Here is an 18,747-nt window from a genome sequence, read left to right on the forward strand (position 1 = left end):
CCCCCGGGATGCGCGGAGAGGCCGCATTCCCGGCGGGAGGAGGCCGCGCCCTTCTCAGGCGAAGACCTTGCGCAGGATGCCGGCCATGGTCGCGGCGAGGCTGATCCGCCGCACCTCGCGATGGTATCCCCCGGTGTAGAGCTTGCGGATCAGCGCGCGCCGCCCCTCGGCGCCGGCCATGAAGGCGACGCCGCAATGCGGCCCGGCGCTGCGCACCGTGCGGAAGGGCAGCACCAGCCCGCCGGCATCGAGCTGCAGCACGCCCTCGCCCTCCAGCCCCTCCCAGCCCGCCGGCCGCAGCATGCGCGCGCCCGTCAGCGAAAGGTCCACCACCCGGCAGGGCCAGCGGCGCCCGTCCGGCAGCACGGCCACCGCCGCCTCGTCGGTCGGGAAGCGCTCCTCGGTGCGCCGCTTCGGCTCCTCCACGCAGGCGGCGATGGTGATGGCCAGCACGGTGAGGCCGTAGAGGCTCCACAGCACGTTGATGGCATAGCCCGGCGCGCCGTTCTGCGCGCTGTAGGGCGAGATGTTCAGCAGCAGCCCGCCGAGCAGCCCCGCCGCCAGCAGGAGGAAGGGCCACATCAGCCGCCACTGCACCGTGACGCCGCTGGTCGAGAGCCCCTTGGCCGTCACCTTGAAGGCATGCCCGTGCGGCCGCAGCAGCCCGGTGATCACCGAGCGCGTGATGGCGATGCTCGGCAGCAGCTGGTTGACGTCGGTCATGATCGGGAAGGCGCGGCCATGCGAGAAGATCGCGGTGAAGGCCATGCCGCAGAGCACATGCGGCGCCAGCCAGTAGAGCATGTCCTCCAGCGAGCCGCGGATCACCGCCGTGCCGCTCCACCAGTAGAGGATCGGCGTCAGCAGCATCAGCAGCCGGAAGGGGAAGCCGCAGGCCCAGTAGAGGAAGGTGTCGAGGCAGGCCAGGCGGTTGAGCAGCCCGATCCGCCCGCGCCCGAGAAAGGACCAGCGCGTGTAGACCTGCTGCACGGCGCCCAGGCACCAGCGCGAGCGCTGCGAGATGTATTCCTTCAGGCTCTCCGGGGCGAGGCCGAGGCTCAGCACCTCGTTCAGGAAGATCGTGCGCCAGCCGAACTCGCGCATCTTGAAGGAGGTCAGCATGTCCTCCGTCACCGTCTCGGTGGCGAGGCCGCCGCTGTCGCGCATCGCGGCCACGCGCAGCACGGCGGAGGTGCCGCAGCAGAAGGCGGCGTCCCAGGCATCCTTGCAGGGCAGCAGCTCGTTGAAGAAAAGCCGCTGCTCGTCCGGCCAGACCTCGGCGCAGAACAGGTTGGCCTGCAGCGGGTCGGGGTTGAAGAAGTGCTGCGGCGTCTGGACGATGCCCACATCGGCCGCCTCGAACAGCGGCAGCGTGCGGCGGAGCAGCCGGCGGTTCGGCACGAAATCGGCGTCCAGCAGCAGCACGAACTCCGCCCTGCGGCCCTCCTCCAGCGCCACGCGCAGCCCGTTGTTCACGTTGCCGGCCTTGGCATGGCGGTTGTCCGCGCGGGCGACGTAGCGCACGCCCAGCTCGCCCGCCAGCTCGCGCACCCAGGGCCGCTTGCCGTCGTCCAGCACAAAGACGCGCAGGTCCGGATGGTCGAGGTGCAGCGCGCCAACGACGGTGCGCTCCAGGATCTCGTGCCCCTCGTTGTAGGTGGCGATCAGCACGTCCACCGGCGCCCCGGCCAGCGGCGAGCCGGCGCGCGCATCCGCCTCCGCCGAGCGGTCCAGCCGGCGGGACATGAACAGGTAGCCGAACACCGCGCTGGCGATGGCGCCGGTCTCGATGAGCAGGAAGGCCCAGGCATAGACGGTCTGCCAGGCCGCCTGCCCCTCCGGCATCGCCGCCGTGGCGTGCCACCAGGCGTAGCGCAGCGCCACCGCGGCGCCGACCGCCGCGCCCAGCGCCCGCGCCAGCCGTGACTCGCGCCCCAGCAGCAGCGCCGCCGAGAGCAGCAGGCCGAGCGAGAAGAGCAGCGGCGCCGCGGCGGCCAGCTCCACCATGCGGCCTCACTCCGCCAGCGCGAGCCGGGTGGCGGCCGCCATGCCGGAGCCCAGCCAGCCGCGCAGGGCGGCCAGCCAGCCGGTGAGGCGCGCCAGGGCAGGCTCCCCCTCCGCCACCGGCAGCAGCACCCGCGCCGTGCGCCCGATCAGGCAGCCCGCCTCCGGCGGCAGCGCCACGCGCACCGTGGTCATGGGCAGCGGCGGCGGCGGCAAGGCGACGGCCAGCTTCTGCTCGCTGATCCCGGCCGCGCCGCCGGCCGCCAGCACGGTGCCGGCGCGCTCCCGCGTCTCCCCCGCCAGCCGGAACCGCGCGGTGCCGCCCACCGCCACCTCCGGCAGGCGGGATTGCGGCACGTGCACCACCAGGAAGGCGGCGCGGCAATCCACCAGCTCGGCCACCGTGTCGCCCGGCGCCACCCGCTCCCCGGCCAGCGCGCCAAGGCGCCAGACGGTGAGCGGCGCGGCGGCGGGCAGCGCCAGGCTGGCCCGCCGCAACTGCGCGAGCCGCTGCCGCTCGGCGGCCAGGCGGGCCTCCTGCTCCAGGCCCCGCGCCTCCAGCGCCAGCAGTTCGCGGGCGAGGGCGGAGAGCCGCATGTCCACCTCGTCCATGCGCTGGGCGGAATAGGCCACGTCGCCGGCGCCGCTCTCGACGAGCACGCCCTGCGCCGCCTCCTCCGCCTGCTGGCGCAGCGCGTCGCGGCGCAGCTGCTGGGCGGCGGCCTCGCGCCCGGCCTCCTCCGCCTCGCTGCGCAGCCGGTCCAGCTCGGCGGCGGGGGCGAAGCCCGCGGCGGCAAGGCCGGACCGCCGCTCCGCCTCGCGCCGCGCCCGGTCGCGCCGCAACAGGGTTGCCTCCAGCGCGCGCTCCGCTTCCTCCGCCGCGCTGGCCAGGCGCCGGCTGGTCAGGCGCGCATGCCCGGCGGCGCGCGCCTGCAGGGTGGCGCGCAGCCGCTGCAGCCCCGCGCGCTCCGCTTCCAGCGCGGCGCCTTCGCCCCGCAGCCGCGCGCTCTGCGCCGCCAGGATTTCCGCGCCCGAAAGGTCGAGGCGCGGGTTGCGGATCTCCGCCAGCGCCGCGCCGCCCGGCAGGGTGGTGCCGACATCCGCCTGCAACCCGCTGACCTGCCCTTCCACCGGGCTGCGCAGGGCGACCAGATAGGCCGAGACGACGGCGGTGTCGGTGGCCACATAGCCCGCCTCGGTGCGGATCGCGTAGGCGCCGGCCGCCAGGATGCCCAGCGCGCCGGAAACTTTCGCAAGGCGGCCCAGCCGGCGCACCGCCGTCCGGGCGCGCCGCGGCGGCGAGCCCAGCCCTTCGCGGGCCGTTGTGGTGCTCATCGGGGCCTGCCTCCGCCGGGCGGGCGCGCAGGAGAGATCGCGGATTCGCGGCGCGTCGGCATTCTGGAATACCCTGCTCGAAGCCTTCCCCGCCCCGCCGCCTGTCGCGCAGCCGTCCCGGGGCCGGAGTGGATTTCGCATAGCATGCGCTCCGGGCCGGGCGCAGCGTGGCCGGTGCCTCATCCCTGCGGCCCCCGCCGCACCTCCGGGTTGCGCCTTTTTTGGGTTGCCCGCACACCATGCTTCGGGCTTAGGAGCAGCACGGCGCGGCCCCCCTCACGGCGGGCCGCCGCCGGGTGCTGCCTGACGGACCGGCGCCCCGGCCGGCGGGGAACCGCCGCGGCACGATCGGGAATGGGATGCTTCGAGATGAGCCGAGCGACGACGCTGGCGGCAGGCAGTGTGGGCGTGGCCGTGGCGGTGCTTGGCCTGAAGGCGCTGGCCTGGTGGCTGACCGGCAGCGTGGCGCTGCTGGCCGATGCGCTGGAATCCATCGTCAACGTCGCCGCCGCCCTCGCGGCGCTGCTGGCCGTCCGCCTCTCCGCCGCGCCGCCGGACGCCAACCATCCCTATGGCCATGCCAAGGCGGAATATTTCTCGGCGGTGCTGGAGGGGGCGCTGATCGTCGTCGCGGCGCTGCTGATCCTGAACGAGTCCTGGCAGGCCTGGCGCAACCCGCACATGCCGGACCTGCCGACCACCGGCCTCGCCATCTCCGCGCTGGCCACGGCGGCCAACGGCACCTGGTCCTGGCTGCTGTTCCGCGCCGGCCGGCGGCTGCGCTCCCCGGCGCTGCTGGCCGACGCGCGCCACCTGCTGTCGGACGTCGTCACCTCGGCCGGCGTGGTGGTCGGCGTCGGCGCGGTGGCGCTCACCGGCATCCTCTGGCTCGACCCGCTGCTGGCGGCGCTGACGGCGCTGAACATCCTGTTCTCCGGCTGGCGGCTGATGCGCGAGAGCGTCGGCGGGCTGATGGACGAGGCGGTGGAGCCGCAGCTGCTGAACCGCATCCGCGCCCTGGTCTCGCAGGAGGCGGCCGGCGCCATCGAGGCGCATGACCTGCGCACCCGCCATTCCGGCAGCACCACCTTTGTGGAGTTCCACCTCGTCGTTCCCGGCGACATGCGCGTGGCCGAGGCGCACGAGATCTGCGACCGCATCGAGGCGGCGCTGAAGGGGATGCTTGGCACCACCGTCATCACCATCCATGTGGAGCCGGAGATGAAGGCGAAGCACCAGGGCGTGCTGGTGCTCTAGCGCGGCTTCCGTTCGCATGGGCTCACTTCAGCCGCTCTAGACTTTTGTTTTGACGAGCATCTTCACCGATCAGGTGATTCCACCTGATCGGGATATGCTCTAGGGCAGGGGCTGCATCCGATGGTCAGGCTGGACGTCATCACCACCCGCGGCGGCGACCGCGGCGAGACCTCGCTCGGCGACGGCAGCCGCGTGCGCAAGGACGCGCTTCGCGTCGAGGCCATCGGCGCGGTGGACGAGGCGAACGCCACGCTCGGCCTGCTCCGCCTGCACACGGAAGCCGAGGTGGACGCCATGCTGGCGCGCATCCAGAACGACCTGTTCGACCTTGGCGCCGACCTCTGCGTGCCCGGCGACGAGGCCGGGGACCGCCTGCGCGTGACCGACGCCCAGTGCGCCCGGCTGGAGGCCGAGATCGCCGCGATGAACGCCGCCCTGCCGCCGCTGCGCTCCTTTGTGCTGCCCGGCGGCACGCCGGCGGCGGCGCATGCGCATCTCGCCCGCACCACCGCGCGCCGCGCCGAGCGGGTGGTGGTGGCGCTGGCGGCGGCCGAGGCGGTCAACGCGGCGGCGCTGCGCTACCTCAACCGCCTCTCGGACCACCTCTTCGTGCTGTCGCGCGCGCTCAATGCCGGCGGTGACGTGCTCTGGGTTCCCGGCGGGACGCGGGCGCCGTGAGCGCCGCCTGCGCCATCCGCCGGCGGACCTGGCGCGGGTCCACCCGCAGCCCGTGCGCGCGGAACTGGCGCAGGATGGCCAGGTCCTCCGGCGCGAGCGGCACCTAGCCGGCCAGCGCGGCGAGCCGGTCCTCCGCCTCCTCCTGCCAGGGCCCGGGCGCGTAGCGCGAGACGATCACGGCCATGACGCAGAGGGTGGTGAAGCGCGCTTCCGGCGATTCCGCGCCGAAGCCCCGCTCAACGAAGCCCATCGCGTAGTCCAGCTCGGCTTCCGCTCCCGCCTGCTCCGAATAGCGCATGGTCCTGCTCTCGTTGCCCTTGCTGCCCGCCGGCCGGGCTGTTTCCGGCCGGGAGGCTCACGCTAACGAGAGGTCTGTTGCCAGCCTGTGACCGGCCCGTCGGCTTCGCCCGGCCGGCGAGAAAGGCCCCGGGGGGGGGGCGAACTCCCCCCCGGACCCCGCTCCTTTTCCGTCGCCTTCCGGCACCGCCGGCGATCCGCGTGACAACGGTCGCCGGGGCTGCTCCAGCGCCCGGGGCGCCGCCCGCGCATCGAACGGAGAAAAAAGAAAAAAGAAGTGGGAGTCCGGGGGAGAATTCATTCTCCCCCAGTTCCGTCCTCCCGGTCCTGTCCTCCCGGTTCCGTCGCCCTGCCTCCCCTCCCGGGGGCTTCAGGCCGGCATGATGCCCAGCTCGTCCTGCCGCCGCTTGTCCAGCTCCTCGCTGTAGCGCCGCAGCAGGTGGGAGGCCGTCACCAGCCCGAGCACGCGGGAGGTGTCGCCCTTGTCCACCACCGCCAGCGCCTCGGCATCGGTTGCGTCGAAGATCGCCATGGCCTGCTTGGCGTTCTGCGCCGGCAGCAGCACCCTGTCCGGCAGGTGCACCAGCGTCGCCACCGTGTCGTTCTCCGCGGCCTCGGGCGCGTGCGCCTCGGCCACCAGGATCAGCCCGGCGTAGCGGTCGGCCTGGTCGAGCGCGACGACATGCGTGACGGAGCCCAGCGGGAAGTCGCGGCGGAAGGAGGAGATGCGCAGGTCGGTCTTCACCGTCCGCACCTCGCGCCGCATCAGCTTGCCCACCGTCAGCTCGCGCAGCCAGCCGATGTCGTGCGCGCTGCGGATCGCCTCGCCCCGCAGGTGGAAGCGCCAGGTGGCGAAGGAGTAGCCGAACAGGCGCCGCACCGTGGTCGAGGAGACGATGACGGCCGCCACCGTCACCCCCGCCACGGCGAAGTCCCCGGTCGTCTCCAGCGCGATGAAGGTCATGGCGAAGGGCGCGCCGATGATGGCGGCGCCGAAGGCGCTCATGCCCACCACGGCGGTCAGCAGCGGGTCCACCCCGAAGCCGGCCCAGTTCGCCGGCACCGCCAGCAGCTTGCCGAACAGCGCGCCCAGCAGCAGCGAGGCAAAGAACAGCCCGCCGCGGAAGCCGCTGCCGATCGAGATGGCCGAGGCCAGCGCCTTAAGCAGCAGCAGCATCAGCACCGGCACGGCCGAGCCCTCCACCACGAAGGTGAGGTGCAGCGCGCCATGCCCGGCGGAAAGCACCGCGGGCGTCACCAGCGCCAGCGCCCCCACCATCAGCCCGCCGGTCGCCGGCCGCAGGAAGCTCCAGGGAATCACCCGGCGGATCACCGCCTCGGCCAGGGTGACGCCGCGCATCAGCGCGATGGCCGCCAGGCCGCAGAGCAGGCCGATGAACAGGGCGGTGAGGCCGTCGTTCCAGTCGGGCGGCGCGATGCCGCCGGAAAAGACCGGCGTGGTGCCGCCCAGCGCCCGGGCCACCACCGTGCCCGCCACCGCCGCCGCCACCACCGGCCCGAGCTGCGCGATGGAATAGGCGCCGATCACCAGCTCGAAGGCATAGAAGGCGCCGGTCAGCGGCGCCTGGAAGGAGGCGGCGATGGCCCCGGCGGCGCCGCAGCCCACCAGCACCCGCAGGTCGCCGCGCCGCAGGCCGAAGGCGCGCCCGAGCCGCGAGGCCACGCCGCCGCCGGCCTGGGTATAGGCCGCCTCCAGCCCCACCGAGGCGCCGAAGCCGTTGGAGAGCAGGTTCTGCATCCCCACCACGATGCCGTCGATCAGCGACATGCGGCCGCCATGCAGCGCATTGGCCTCGATCGGGTCGATCGGCTGGCGCGGCCACCAGCGCGCCAGCGCCATGCCGAGCAGCGCCAGCAGCAGGCCGCCCACGGCGGGGGAGAGCAGCAACACCAGCGGGTCGGCGTCGCGCAGCGCGCTGAGCCCATGCTCGCTGTCGGCGCCGAACAGCAGCAGGTGAAGCCCCTTCGCCGCCAGGCCGAGCAGGGAGGCCACCACCCCGCTCGCCGCGCCCGCCACGACGCCGAGGCCCAGGATGCCCAGCTCGGTCTGCCGCACCGCCTTGCGCCAGGGAACGGATAAGCGCCGGCGCAGCCAGCGGTGGATCGGGGTCATCGCCTCACTCTTCTTTCCAGCCGCAGGCGCGGAAGGCCGGCCGCAGGGCCTCCGGCACCGGGGCCGTGGCCTCAATCGGCGAAGCCAGCGGCAGAACAATGGCACGCGCCAGCAGATGCAGCCCGGCCGGCGCGGTTTTTCCGTAGAGCGGGTCGCCGAGGATCGGCCAGCCCTGGCTGGCGCAGTGCACGCGCAACTGGTGGGTGCGGCCGGTCTCCGGGCGCAGCTCCAGCCAGGCAAGCCCCTCGCCGCGCCCCCTCACCCGCCACCGGGTGAGGGCGGGCTGGCCCTCCGGGTGCGGCTCCATGCGCCAGCCGGCGGCGGCGCTGCTCACCTTGCGCAAGGGCAGGTCGATCCGGCCGGATTGCGCCGCCGGGCCGCCCTGCACCACCGCCCAGTAGGTCTTGCGCGCCCGGCCGGCGGCGAACAGGGCGCCAAGCTCCGCCAGCGCCGGCTTGGTGCGGCCGAGCACGAGGCAGCCGGCGGTGTCGGTGTCCAGTCGATGGGCCGGTTGCGGCAGGCGCCGCTTGCCGAAGGCCAGCGCCGGCAGGAGATCCTCCAGGCTGCGGCCGCCGCGCGGACCCGCATGCACCGGCAGGCCCGCGGGCTTGTCGATGATCAGCACCGCGTCGGTTTGCAGGAGGATCTTGAGAGGGGCGCCGCCCCTCTCAAACTCTCCCCGCCAAGAACCTGAGGTTCTTGGATCTCCCATCACAGGAGTCCCGGGACAAGGTGGCGGGGGCAGTGCCCCCGGAAAGGTCAGGCCGCCTTGGGCAGCATCCGGCTGGTGCGCTCGGCCCAGTCGAAATAGAGCTGCCGCGCCTTCTGCGCGACCGGCCCGATCGGCAGGGTGCGGCCCTCGAAGTTCGTGCAGTACTGCACCTTGCCGAAATTGCCGGTGGCGAAGATCTCGTCCGCCTCGCGCAGCATCGCGGGCGTCACGACGCACTCGCGCGCCTCGATGCCGGCCTCGCGCAGCAGCGTCAGCACGCGCGAGCGGGTGATGCCGGCCAGGTAGGTGCCGTTGACGGCCGGCGTCATCACCACGCCGTCCTTCACCAGCATCATGTTGGAGGTGGCGAACTCCGCCACATTGCCCTCGAAGTCGCAGAGCACGGCGTTGTCGAAGCCGCGGGCGCGGGCGGCGGCGGCGGCGCGCGAGGAGTTCGGGTAGAGGCAGGAGGCCTTGGCGTCGGTCGGCGCCATGTCGGCCGCCGGGCGGCGGAACGGCACCAGGCAGGCCGAGAAGCCCTTCGAGACGTCCGGCAGCGGCGCGTCATAGACCGAGAGGATGAACTCGGTGCTCGCCGGGTCGGGAAAGGCGGCGCCGATGCCGCGGCGGACAAAGAACATCGGGCGGATGTAGAGCTCGGCATCGGCCGGCATCTTGGCCACGCCCTCACGGCAGAGCGCCTCGATGCGGTCGGCCGCCAGCGTCGGCTGCATCATCATCGCCTCGGCGCTGCGGATCACCCGCGCGCAGTGCCGGTCGAGGTCGGGCACCAGGCCGCGGATGGCGCGCGCGCCGTCGAACACCATCGAGCCCAGCCAGAAGGCGTGGTCCATCGGGCCGAGCACCTTCGGCTCCTCGGTCATCCACTTGCCGTCGTGCCAAAAGACGCCCGCCATGGAGAACTCTCCTTCCCTTTTGCAACGGAGGGCGCGGAGAGTGGCACGCCTCGCCGCCGGTTTGAAGGGCGGCAGGCGGCGGAAAGAGCGGGGGAGGGAACTCCCCCGAACCCCTTCCTTCTTCTGCCAGTTTTCAGGTTCCGCCAGCCGCGGCGCCTCGCCCGGTGGCTGGTCGTTGGCCGTCGCCGGGGCGGTTTCCGTCCCGGCGCGAGCGCGTGCAGGACGCGCGACCGAACTGATAGAAAAGAAGAAGAGGGGGTCCGGGGGAGAATTCATTCTCCCCCGGCCTTGTCCCGCCCTCAGTCCTGCGCCACCCCGAAGGCGTCCGGGTAGCCGAACAGCCCGACGGCGCCGCCGGTGTGCAGGAACACCACGTTCTCGTCCTTGCCGAAGCGCCCCTTGCCGATCAGGTCGATCAGCCCGGCCATGCCCTTCCCGGAATAGACCGGGTCGAGCAGGATGCCCTCCTTCTCCGCCAGCAGCTTGACGGCCTCGACCATCCCCTCGGTCGGGATGCCGTAGCCCTGCCCGACATAGTCGCAGTTGGCCACCACGTGCTCCGCCTTGACGATGCCGGGCAGGCCGAGATGCTCGGCGGTGCGCTGCGCCAGCGCCAGCACGTTCGCCTCCTGCTTCTCGCGCGGCGCGCGGACGCCGATGCCGAGCACGGGAATGCCGCTGTTCAGCGCCACGAGGCCGGCCACCAGCCCGGCCTGGGTGCCGGCGCTGCCGGTGGCGTGCACCACGTGGTCGATGCGCAGCCCCATCTCGGCCGCCTGGTTCACCAGCTCCAGCGCGGCATTGACGTAGCCCAGCGCGCCCACCGGGTTGGAGCCGCCGCCGGGAATGACGTAGGGCCGCTTGCCCTTGGCGCGCAGCTCGGCGGCCAGCGCCTCCATCTCCGCCTGCATGTCCGCCCCGCCGGGCCGGCGGGCGATGCTGGCGCCGTGCAGCTTGTCCAGCAGCACGTTGCCGGACTGCGCATAGGCCGGGCTGTGGTCGCCGGTGCGGTCCTCCAGCAGGATGTGGCAGGCCAGCCCCAGCTTCGCCGCCGCCGCCGCCGTCTGCCGCGCGTGGTTGGACTGCGTGGCGCCCTGGGTGATCACGGTGTCGGCCTGCTGCGCCAGCGCCTCGGCCATCAGGAACTCGAGCTTGCGGGTCTTGTTGCCGCCGGTGGAAAGGCCGGTGGCGTCGTCCCGCTTGATCCAGAGGCGCGGGCCGCCCCCGGGGCCGCCGAGATGACGCGAAAGGTTCTCCATCGGCTCCAGCGGCGTCGGCAGGTGGCCGAGCCGGATGCGCGGAAAGCGGGCGAGGTTCATGGGGCGGGTTCCTCCAGGTCTTGTGGCCGCGCCGCACCCTAGGCCCGCCGGCGGTGGGTGCCAAATCGGCCGCGGCGGCGTTCAGGTCCGGCGTTCAGGTCCGGCGTTCAGGTCCGGCGTTCAGGTCCGGCGTTCAGGTCCGGCGTTCAGGTCCGGCGTTCAGACAATGGTCATCGCCGCTGCGGCATCATGCCGGCCCCGCCCGCGCGACCGCGACGGGACGACCCTCCCACGCCGCCCCGAAGGGCACCCGCACCCCATGCTCCCAGACAACCCGCTCCCGGCGACGGAGGCCCGCCCCGGCGGCGGCCTGCCGGCGGGCGCCATGCTGCCGCCGCTGCCGCTGCGCAGCGCCGCCAACCCGCACTACGTGCTGGATATCGCCGCCGGCCGCTGGCTGCTGCTGGCCTTTCTGCCCGTGGCCGGCGCGGCCGGCCCGCTGCAGGCGGCGCTGGCGCCGCACCGCGCCCGGCTGGACGACCGCCACGCCGCGCTCTTCCTCGTCACGCCGCGCGTGGAGGACCTGGCGGAAGGCGGCCTGCGCGACCAGCTCCCCGGCCTGCGCGTCCTGGCCGCGCCGGAGGGGGCGGCCTTCGCCGCCTGCGGCCTGCTGCCGGAGCGCGGCGGCCTGCTGCTGCTCGACCCCATGCTGCGCGTGCTGGAGGTGGCCCCGCTGGAAGGCGCGGCGGCGCTGCTGGCCCGCCTCGCCGCGCTGCCGCCGCCGGAGCGGCATGCCGGCATCGAGGCGCCGGCCCCCGTGCTGGTGCTGCCGCGCGTGCTGGAGCCCGCCCTCTGCCGCCGCCTGATCGCCCATTACGAGGCCGCCGGCGGCAGCCCCTCCGGCTTCATGCGCGCGGTGGAGGGCCGCACCGTGCTGGTGCAGGACCCCGCGCACAAGCGCCGCTCCGACCTCGCCCTGCGCGACCCGGCGCTGCTGGAGGCGCTCCGCCACCGCCTGGCCGCCCAGGTGGCGCCGGCGCTGCGCTGGGCCTTCCAGTTCCAGGCGACGCGCATCGAGCGCTACGTCGTCGCCTGCTACGACGCCGCGGAGGGCGGCCATTTCCGCCCCCACCGCGACAACACCACCCCCGCCACCGCGCACCGCCGCTTCGCCGTCACGGTCAACCTCAACGCCGGCGAGTACGAGGGCGGCGAGCTGAACTTCCCCGAATTCGGCCCGCGCACCTACCGCGCGCCGACCGGCGGCGCGGTGGTCTTCTCCTGCTCGCTGCTGCACGCCGTGCGGCCGGTGACGCAGGGCCGGCGCTACGCCTTCCTGCCCTTCCTCTACGACGAGCCGGCGGCGCGGCTGCGCGAGCGCGAGCGGCAGAGCCTCGCCGAAGCCGGCTGATCGGGACGACAAGGTCGGGGGAAGGAATTCCCCCGACCCCCCCTTCTTTTTTCCGCAGGTCGCGGCCGCGCTCGTGGCCGAGGACGGCGCCCGCTCCGGCGCGGGCGCATGCCGCCAGCGCCGCAAAAGCCGGCGGAAAAACAGCAGAGGGCGCCTGGGAGAGAATCCATTTCCCTCCAGCGCCATCCCGGCCCGCACCCGCCACGCCTTCCCCCGGCCCTTCCCCGGCGCTACTTGCCTTGCCGCATGAGACCGCCCCGCCCGCCGCAGCCCGAACCCGACCGTCTCTGCGGCCCCGCCGCCGTGGCCGCCGCCTTCGCGCACCGCCCGCAGGCGGTGCTGCGGCTGTTCTACGTCGCCGCCCGGCGCGCCGAGGCCGGTCCCTTCTGCGCCCAGCTCGCCCGCGCCCGGAAGCCCTACCGCGAGGTGCCCCCGGAGGAGCTGGCCCGCGTCGCCGGCACCGCGCACCATGGCGGCATCGTCGCCATCGCCACGCCCCGGACCATCCCCGAGCTGCCGGGACCCGAGGCGCTGCCGCCCGGCCTGCTGCCGGTGCTGGACGGCATCGGCAACCCGCACAACCTCGGCGCCATCGCCCGCTCGGCCGCCTTCTTCGGCTGCCGGGCCATGCTGCTTTCCGGCGACCCGCGCCAGGCCGGCCTGTCGGACGCCGCCTGGCGCACCAGCGAGGGCGGGCTGGAGGCGCTGGCCCTCTTCCGCGCCGCCGACCTGCCGGCCGCGCTGCGGCGCCTTTCCGCCCGCTACCTGACCGTGGCCGCGGTGGCGCGGGAGGGCGTGCCTCCCGCCGCGCTGCCCACCGGCCGCCCGGTGGCGCTGGTGCTGGGCAATGAGGAGCAGGGCCTGCCGGAAGCGACCGTCGCCGCCTGCGCGGCGCGGGTCACGCTGCCCGGCTCGGGCGCGGTGGAAAGCCTGAACGTTTCGGTTGCGGCGGCCGTGCTGATGCACAGCCTGGGCGCAAGGGTGTAAAGAAGCCGCGCGGGGCTTGCCCCCCTGTCCCGGAACGATCAGAACCCGCCCCGGACCCAACCGGAGGCTCCCAAGACCATGACGCTCCGCCGCCGCACCCTGCTCGGTGCCGCCGCCACCTTTCCCGCCGCCTCGGCGCTCCTCGCCCCGCATGCCGCGCGGGCGCAGGAGGCCTTCCCCGCCCGCAACCTGCGCATCGTCGTGCCCTACGCGCCGGGCGGCTCGGTGGACATGACCGCGCGGCTGATGGCGCAGATGCTGGAGCCCGTGCTGGGCAAGAGCGTCATCGTGGACAACCGCGGCGGCGCCGGCGGCAACATCGGCGCCGCCGAGGCGGCCCGCTCCGAGAAGGACGGGTACACGATGCTGCTCGGCTCCGCCTCGATCCTGGCGGCGAACAAGTTCCTCTACGCCAAGTCCATGCCGATCGACCCGGTCACCGACCTGGCTCCGGTGACGCGCGTGACCACCGGCACGGTGTTCATGACGGTCAACGCCAAGAGCCCGTACAAGTCCTTCCAGGAGGTCATCGCGGCGGCGAAGAAGGATCCGGGCAAGCTCACCATGGGCTCCTCCGGCACCGGCACCATCAGCCACCTGACGATCAGCAAGGTCTGCAAGGCGACCGGCGCCGACATCACCCACGTCCCCTACCGCGGCGGCGCCCCGGCGCTGCAGGACCTGATCGCCGGCAACATCGACATGATGTTCGACGTCATCCCGCTCTCCATGGCGCATGTCCGCGAGGGCCGGCTGCGCGTCCTGGCCGCCGCCAGCGCCGACCGCGTGACCTACGCGCCGGAGCTGAAGGACGTGCCGGCGATGAAGGAGCTGCTGCCCGGCTCCGGCATCGACATGCAGTCCTGGTACGGCGTCAACGTGCCCGCCGGCACGCCGGAGGACCGCATCGCCCTGCTGCACAAGGCGATCGTGGGCGTGGTGGACACCCCGGCGTTCCGCGCGAAGATGGAGCCGAACGGCTTCACCACCGTGGTGGACGCCACCCCCAAGGCCTATGGCGACTACATCCGCGCGCAGGAAGCGGTGTGGAAGCAGCTGGTCGCCGAGTCCGGCGCCAGCCTGGACTGAACCCCCGGCCGGGCGGGGGAGGGGAAGCCTTCGCCCGCCCGGACGCGGCGCATTGTCGCGCCGGCGCCTCCCCCGCTAGCATCCTTCCCCGAAGCCCTGGAGGAATGCCCGCCCATGCGCCGAGCCCTGACCGCCGTCGCCCTGCTGCTGCCGCTGGCCGGCGCCGCCGCGGCCGCTCCCGCCTCGCCCGCGCCCACCCCCGCCGCCGCCCCCACCTGCCCGGACGACGCCGCCATGCAGGCGCTCGCCGCCTCGCTGCTGGCCAAGGCGCCGGTGCAGCCCTTCGGCCGCAGCCTGAGCCTGGCGGACGGGCTCTGCGCCCAGCGCAAGCTGGTGCCGGCGATGGAGAAGCAGCTCGGCCCGGTGGTCGGCTGGAAGGTCGGCCTGACCAACGAGGCGGCGCAGAAGCGCTTCGGCGTGGACCACCCGCTCGCCGGTCCGATCTACCAGGCCACGGTCAAGGCGCATTCCGGCGACACCCTGCCGGCCGACTTCGCCGCCGTGCCGGTGGCCGAGGCCGACCTGATCGTCCGCGTCAAGGACGAAGGCATCGCCGAGGCCGGCGAGGACCACGTCGCCATCCTGCGGCACCTCGACCAGGTCATCCCCTTCATCGAGCTGCCCGACCGGGCGCTGGCCGACCTCAAGCAGATGGACGGGCCGAACCTGCTGGCCATCGGCGTCGGCGCCCGCCTCGGCGTGGTGGGCGATCCGATCACCCCGGAAGCGACGGAGGATTTCGCCAGGCGCCTCGGCAGCATGAGCGTGCGCTTCGCCACCGAGCAGAAGGAACTGGCCACCGCCCCCGGCACCGCCCTGCTCGGCCATCCGCTGAACGTCATCCCCTGGCTGGTGAAGGACCTGAAGGCGCGCGGCACGGCGCTGAAGGCGGGCGACCTGATCTCGCTCGGCGGCTTCTCCCCCGCGCTGCCGGCGGAGGCCGGGCGCACCTACACCGTCACCTATACGGGGCTGCTGGAGAAGCCGGTCGCGGTGAGCGTGACGCTGAAGTAAAGGGCCGGGGGAAATTCATACCCCCTCCCTTTTTCCGTCAGTTTCCGGCTCCGCCTTGAGGCAAGGGTCCCGCCGGCGATCCGCCCCACCGGCGCAACAGTTGGATGGAAAAGAAAGAAGAGGGGGCCTGGGGGAGAATTCATTCTCCCCCAGTTTTGCCCGTACTGCCGTCCCTGGGCGGATTCGAGGACAGGTCCTCATTCCCCCCGGCCTTTTCACCGGCAACCTTCGCGACAACCGCTCTTGACCCCGGCCGCAACCCGGCGCATCGCCCCCGTTTACTGTGGAAGTCAAAGGTCTGGAGGCGCCGCCATGCTGGCCTTGCGTGTGATCCCGTGCCTGGACGTGAAGGAAGGCCGCGTCGTCAAGGGCGTCAACTTCGTCGCGCTGCGCGACGCGGGCGATCCGGTCGAGCAGGCCCGCGCCTATGACGCCGAGGGCGCCGACGAGATCACCTTCCTCGACATCGGCGCCACCCACGAGAACCGCGACACCATGTACGACGTGGTCTCGCGCACCGCCGCCGAGGTCTTCATCCCGCTGACCGTCGGCGGCGGCGTGCGCAGCGTCGAGGACGTGCGCAAGCTGCTGCTGGCCGGCGCCGACAAGGCCAGCATCAACAGCGCCGCCGTCGCCGACCCCGACCTGGTGCGCCGCGCGGCGGAGGCCTTCGGCAGCCAGGCCATCGTGGTCGCCATCGACGCCCGCGCGGTGGCGCCGGGGAAGTGGGAGATCTTCACCCATGGCGGCCGCCGCGCCACCGGCATCGACGCGCTGGACTGGGCCGGGCGCATGGCCGCCCTCGGCGCCGGCGAGCTGCTGGTCACCTCGATGGACCGCGACGGCACCAAGTCCGGCTTCGACCTGGACCTGCTGCGCGCGCTGCGGAGCCGGGTGCGGCTGCCGCTGGTGGCCTCGGGCGGCGTCGGCACCACCCAGCATTTCGTCGAGGGGGCCCAGGCCGGCGCGACCGGCCTGCTGGCCGCCAGTGTGTTCCACTACGGGGAGATGCGGATCGGCGAGGCCAAGGCCGCGCTGGCCGCGGCCGGCCTGCCGGTGCGCCCCAACCCCCTCCGGGAGGCAGCCTGAGTCTGATGGGCAAGGACGCGAAGAAGAAGCCGCTGAAGGCCAAGCAGCCGGTCGCAAAGAAAGGCGTGAAGAAGGTGGCCAAGCCGAAGGCCCTGCGCGCCGCGCTGCCGGCGCCGCCGGACCTGCCCGTCGCCGCCGGGCCGCGCAAGCGGGTGCTGAGGGCCGAGGCGCGGCACCTGGCGCCGCTGGAAGTGCCCGCCGCCGGCGATATCGCGGTGCTGCGCCGGCTGTGGGAAACGGTGGAGGCCCGCCGCCTCGCCGGGGACGCCACCCACTCGCACTCCGCCCGGCTGATGGCGCGCGGCACCGCCAAGGTGGCGCAGAAGCTGGGCGAGGAGGCGGTGGAATGCGTCATCGAGGCGACGCTCGGCAACCGCCAGCCCACCATCCTGGAGAGCGCCGACCTGCTCTACCACCTGATCGTCCTGTGGGTGGACGCCGGCATCCGGCCGGAGGAAGTATGGGCCGAGCTGGTGCGGCGCGAGGGCATTTCCGGCATCGCCGAGAAGGCGTCCCGGCCCAAGGCCATCCTGCGCGCCGCCGAGACCACGAAGCTGCCCTGAGGCAAGCTTCCCTGTAAGGAGGACCGCCATGCCCGTCTCCGGCCTGCCGCCCTACGACCCCGGCAACGTCTTCGCCCGCATCCTGCGCAGCGAGATCCCCGCCAAGAGGATCTACGAGGACGAGCACGCCCTGGCCTTCCACGACATCGCCCCCAAGGCGCCGGTGCATGTGCTGGTGATCCCGAAGGGCGAATACGTCTCGGTGGCCGACTTCTCCGCCCAGGCCGGGGCGGAGGCGGTGGCGGGCTTCTGGCGCGCGGTCGGCGAGGTGGCCCGCCAGCTCGGCCTGGAAGGCCCCGGCTACCGCGTGCTGACCAACATGGGGCCGGATGGCGGGCAGGAGGTGCCGCATTTCCACGTGCACATCTTCGGCGGCCGCGCGCTCGGCCCCATGCTGTCGGAGCCTTGAGGCCGCGCCGCCCTTGATCGCGCCGCGCCGCGTCGCCATCCAGAGGGCATGACCGAAACCACCTCCGAGGCCGAGGCCCGCGCCGCGCTGGAGGCCGCCGGCCGGCTGCCGGAGGCCGAGCTGGACCTCGCCTCCGTCGCCCTGCAGTTCGCGCGCATCGACGCGCCGGAGGCCGACTGGGGCGCGGCCGCGCAGCACCTCTCGGAACTGGCCCGCGCCACCGTCACCGCCGCCGCCGCCGATCCCGCGGCCGATGCGGGCGATGGCCTCCGCCGCACCGCGGTGCTGCGCCGCGTGATGCAGGACCAGTTCGGCTATGCCGGCGACACCGAGACCTACGAGGCGCCCGAGAACGCCAACCTGGTCCGCGTGGTCGAGCGGCGGCGCGGCCTGCCGGTGGCGCTCGGCATCCTCTGGCTGCACGCGGCGGAGGCGGCGGGCTGGGGCGCCTCAGGGCTCGATTTTCCCGGCCATTTCCTGCTGGGCATCGAGGGCAGCCATGGCGCCGCGGTGGTGGACCCGTTCCAGCTCGGCCGCCCGCTGGAAGCGCCGGAGCTGCGCGCCCTGCTCAAGGGCGTGCAGGGGCCGCAGGCGGAGCTGCGCCCCGAATTCCTGACGCCCGTCGGCAAGCGCGCCGTGCTGCTGCGCCTGCAGAACAACATCAAGCTGCGCCGCCTGCGCGCGGGCAACCTCCAGGGCGCCCTGGTCTGCACGCAGGACATGCTGCGCCTGGCCCCCGACACCGCGGCGCTCTGGCGCGAGGCGGCGCTGATGAACCAGCGGCTCGACCGAATCGGCGCCGCGCTGGCCTGCCTGGACCGCTTCCTGGAACTGGTGCCCGGGGGCGAGGCAGCCGAGCGGGCCCGCGTCATGGCGGCGGAACTGCGCCAGCGCCTGCACTGACCGGCGGCCCCGCCTGCCGGCCCTCCCCTTCGCCGCCAGGCGCCAGCGAAGAGCCAACAGAGGAAGGAGGGGGCCCGGGGGGCGTTCCCTCCCCCGACCTGGCTTCGGCCACGAACCCCGGCGCAGCCCCGGACTCCGGCCGGCCTCAGTTCACCTCCTCATCGGCCGCGACGCCCCACACCTCGCCGCGCTTGAGGTAGCCGCGATAGTCGCCCACCTGCACCTCGCACCAGTTGCTGTTCGCGCGGCAATTGCGGATGCGCCCGACCACGTCCGGCATCAGCTTGGCAACGACACCGCTCGCGTCCCCTTCGCTGCTGCGCAGGATATGCTCCTGCGGCCCACGCACCAGAAAGGTGCGGCGCCCGGCCAGGGTGGACTGGTGCACCCAGCCTTCCGTGCCGTCCATGTCGCGGATGCGGCGCCAGTTGTTGTATTCGCGCAGGATCTGCACCGGCAGGTCGCGCCGCTGGAAGGTCCATTCGATGGGGAAGCGCGTGTCCGGCCCGATGCGCAGGTTCACCTCGTCGCTGCGCAGCGAAACGAAGCGGGGCAGCGGCAGGCCGGTGACGCTGCCGACATTCGGCGATTCCAGCTCGCGCGGGGTGGGGGCGGGCGAGGCCGGCGGCGCGGGCTCGCTGGCGGCGCCCGCCGCCGCACCCGCCGCGGCCGCGCCGGCAGCCGTTCCG

The 18,747-nt window shown here is 73.5% G+C and carries 18 protein-coding genes; 10 read left to right on the forward strand and 8 right to left on the reverse strand.

Features of this window, described 5'->3' with window-relative positions:
• Positions 1–54: 54 nt before the first annotated feature.
• Entirely contained in the window at positions 55–2,007 is a 1,953-nt protein-coding gene (locus tag E0493_RS15295; protein ID WP_160938106.1) for a glycosyltransferase, read from the reverse strand.
• Between the two features lie 6 nt (positions 2,008–2,013).
• Positions 2,014–3,339, reverse strand: a complete 1,326-nt coding sequence (locus E0493_RS15300; RefSeq protein ID WP_160938108.1) for an HlyD family efflux transporter periplasmic adaptor subunit — start codon at positions 3,337–3,339, stop codon at positions 2,014–2,016.
• Between the two features lie 369 nt (positions 3,340–3,708).
• Here E0493_RS15300 and E0493_RS15305 point away from each other — a divergent pair, with 369 nt between their 5' ends.
• Positions 3,709–4,596 carry a cation diffusion facilitator family transporter gene (locus tag E0493_RS15305; RefSeq protein WP_160938109.1) on the forward strand — a complete coding sequence of 296 codons (888 nt, stop codon included), beginning with the start codon at positions 3,709–3,711 and terminating at the stop codon, positions 4,594–4,596.
• A gap of 120 nt (positions 4,597–4,716) precedes the next feature.
• Positions 4,717–5,274, forward strand: coding sequence for a cob(I)yrinic acid a,c-diamide adenosyltransferase (locus E0493_RS15310; RefSeq protein ID WP_160938110.1), 558 nt, complete (start codon positions 4,717–4,719; stop codon positions 5,272–5,274).
• Positions 5,275–5,377: 103 nt separating this feature from the next.
• Here E0493_RS15310 and E0493_RS15315 read toward each other — a convergent pair whose 3' ends face one another.
• The 5 genes from E0493_RS15315 to cuyA form a co-directional block, all read right to left on the reverse strand.
• A complete protein-coding gene (locus tag E0493_RS15315; protein ID WP_160938111.1) occupies positions 5,378–5,572 on the reverse strand; it encodes a hypothetical protein in 195 nt (64 codons plus the stop codon).
• Between the two features lie 369 nt (positions 5,573–5,941).
• Entirely contained in the window at positions 5,942–7,705 is a 1,764-nt protein-coding gene (locus E0493_RS15320) for a chloride channel protein (protein ID WP_160938112.1), read from the reverse strand.
• A 4-nt stretch (positions 7,706–7,709) separates the two neighbouring features.
• Positions 7,710–8,417 carry an RluA family pseudouridine synthase gene (locus tag E0493_RS15325; RefSeq protein WP_160938113.1) on the reverse strand — a complete coding sequence of 236 codons (708 nt, stop codon included), beginning with the start codon at positions 8,415–8,417 and terminating at the stop codon, positions 7,710–7,712.
• A gap of 47 nt (positions 8,418–8,464) precedes the next feature.
• Complete coding sequence (locus E0493_RS15330) at positions 8,465–9,334, reverse strand: branched-chain amino acid aminotransferase (RefSeq protein WP_160938114.1); 870 nt, start codon at positions 9,332–9,334, stop codon at positions 8,465–8,467.
• Positions 9,335–9,633: 299 nt separating this feature from the next.
• Positions 9,634–10,653 carry a D-cysteate sulfo-lyase gene (gene cuyA / locus E0493_RS15335; protein ID WP_160938115.1) on the reverse strand — a complete coding sequence of 340 codons (1,020 nt, stop codon included), beginning with the start codon at positions 10,651–10,653 and terminating at the stop codon, positions 9,634–9,636.
• Between the two features lie 259 nt (positions 10,654–10,912).
• Here cuyA and E0493_RS15340 point away from each other — a divergent pair, with 259 nt between their 5' ends.
• The 8 genes from E0493_RS15340 to E0493_RS15375 all read left to right on the forward strand — a co-directional run bounded on the left by E0493_RS15340 (position 10,913) and on the right by E0493_RS15375 (position 18,058).
• Positions 10,913–12,004 (forward strand): 2OG-Fe(II) oxygenase, encoded by a 1,092-nt coding sequence (locus tag E0493_RS15340; protein WP_202397144.1) that lies wholly within the window; start codon positions 10,913–10,915, stop codon positions 12,002–12,004.
• A gap of 246 nt (positions 12,005–12,250) precedes the next feature.
• The gene (locus E0493_RS15345; protein ID WP_160938116.1) at positions 12,251–12,991 is read left to right on the forward strand and encodes a TrmH family RNA methyltransferase; all 741 of its coding nucleotides are present in this window, start codon (positions 12,251–12,253) and stop codon (positions 12,989–12,991) included.
• A gap of 78 nt (positions 12,992–13,069) precedes the next feature.
• A complete protein-coding gene (locus tag E0493_RS15350) occupies positions 13,070–14,080 on the forward strand; it encodes a Bug family tripartite tricarboxylate transporter substrate binding protein (RefSeq protein WP_160938117.1) in 1,011 nt (336 codons plus the stop codon).
• A 114-nt stretch (positions 14,081–14,194) separates the two neighbouring features.
• Positions 14,195–15,094, forward strand: coding sequence for a 2-keto-4-pentenoate hydratase (locus E0493_RS15355; protein WP_160938118.1), 900 nt, complete (start codon positions 14,195–14,197; stop codon positions 15,092–15,094).
• 312 nt (positions 15,095–15,406) lie between these two features.
• Positions 15,407–16,183, forward strand: a complete 777-nt coding sequence (hisF, locus tag E0493_RS15360; RefSeq protein ID WP_160938119.1) for an imidazole glycerol phosphate synthase subunit HisF — start codon at positions 15,407–15,409, stop codon at positions 16,181–16,183.
• A 5-nt stretch (positions 16,184–16,188) separates the two neighbouring features.
• The gene (locus E0493_RS15365) at positions 16,189–16,746 is read left to right on the forward strand and encodes a phosphoribosyl-ATP diphosphatase (protein ID WP_160938120.1); all 558 of its coding nucleotides are present in this window, start codon (positions 16,189–16,191) and stop codon (positions 16,744–16,746) included.
• 28 nt (positions 16,747–16,774) lie between these two features.
• Positions 16,775–17,155 carry a histidine triad nucleotide-binding protein gene (locus E0493_RS15370; protein WP_160938121.1) on the forward strand — a complete coding sequence of 127 codons (381 nt, stop codon included), beginning with the start codon at positions 16,775–16,777 and terminating at the stop codon, positions 17,153–17,155.
• 48 nt (positions 17,156–17,203) lie between these two features.
• Positions 17,204–18,058, forward strand: coding sequence for a SirB1 family protein (locus E0493_RS15375; protein WP_160938122.1), 855 nt, complete (start codon positions 17,204–17,206; stop codon positions 18,056–18,058).
• 145 nt (positions 18,059–18,203) lie between these two features.
• Here E0493_RS15375 and E0493_RS15380 read toward each other — a convergent pair.
• The coding region (locus E0493_RS15380) for an SH3 domain-containing protein (protein ID WP_202397145.1) at positions 18,204–18,747 on the reverse strand (544 nt) is incomplete at its 5' end.

It is taken from the genome of Teichococcus coralli, assembly GCF_009829925.1.
In the GTDB taxonomy this organism is placed as follows: domain Bacteria; phylum Pseudomonadota; class Alphaproteobacteria; order Acetobacterales; family Acetobacteraceae; genus Pseudoroseomonas; species Pseudoroseomonas coralli.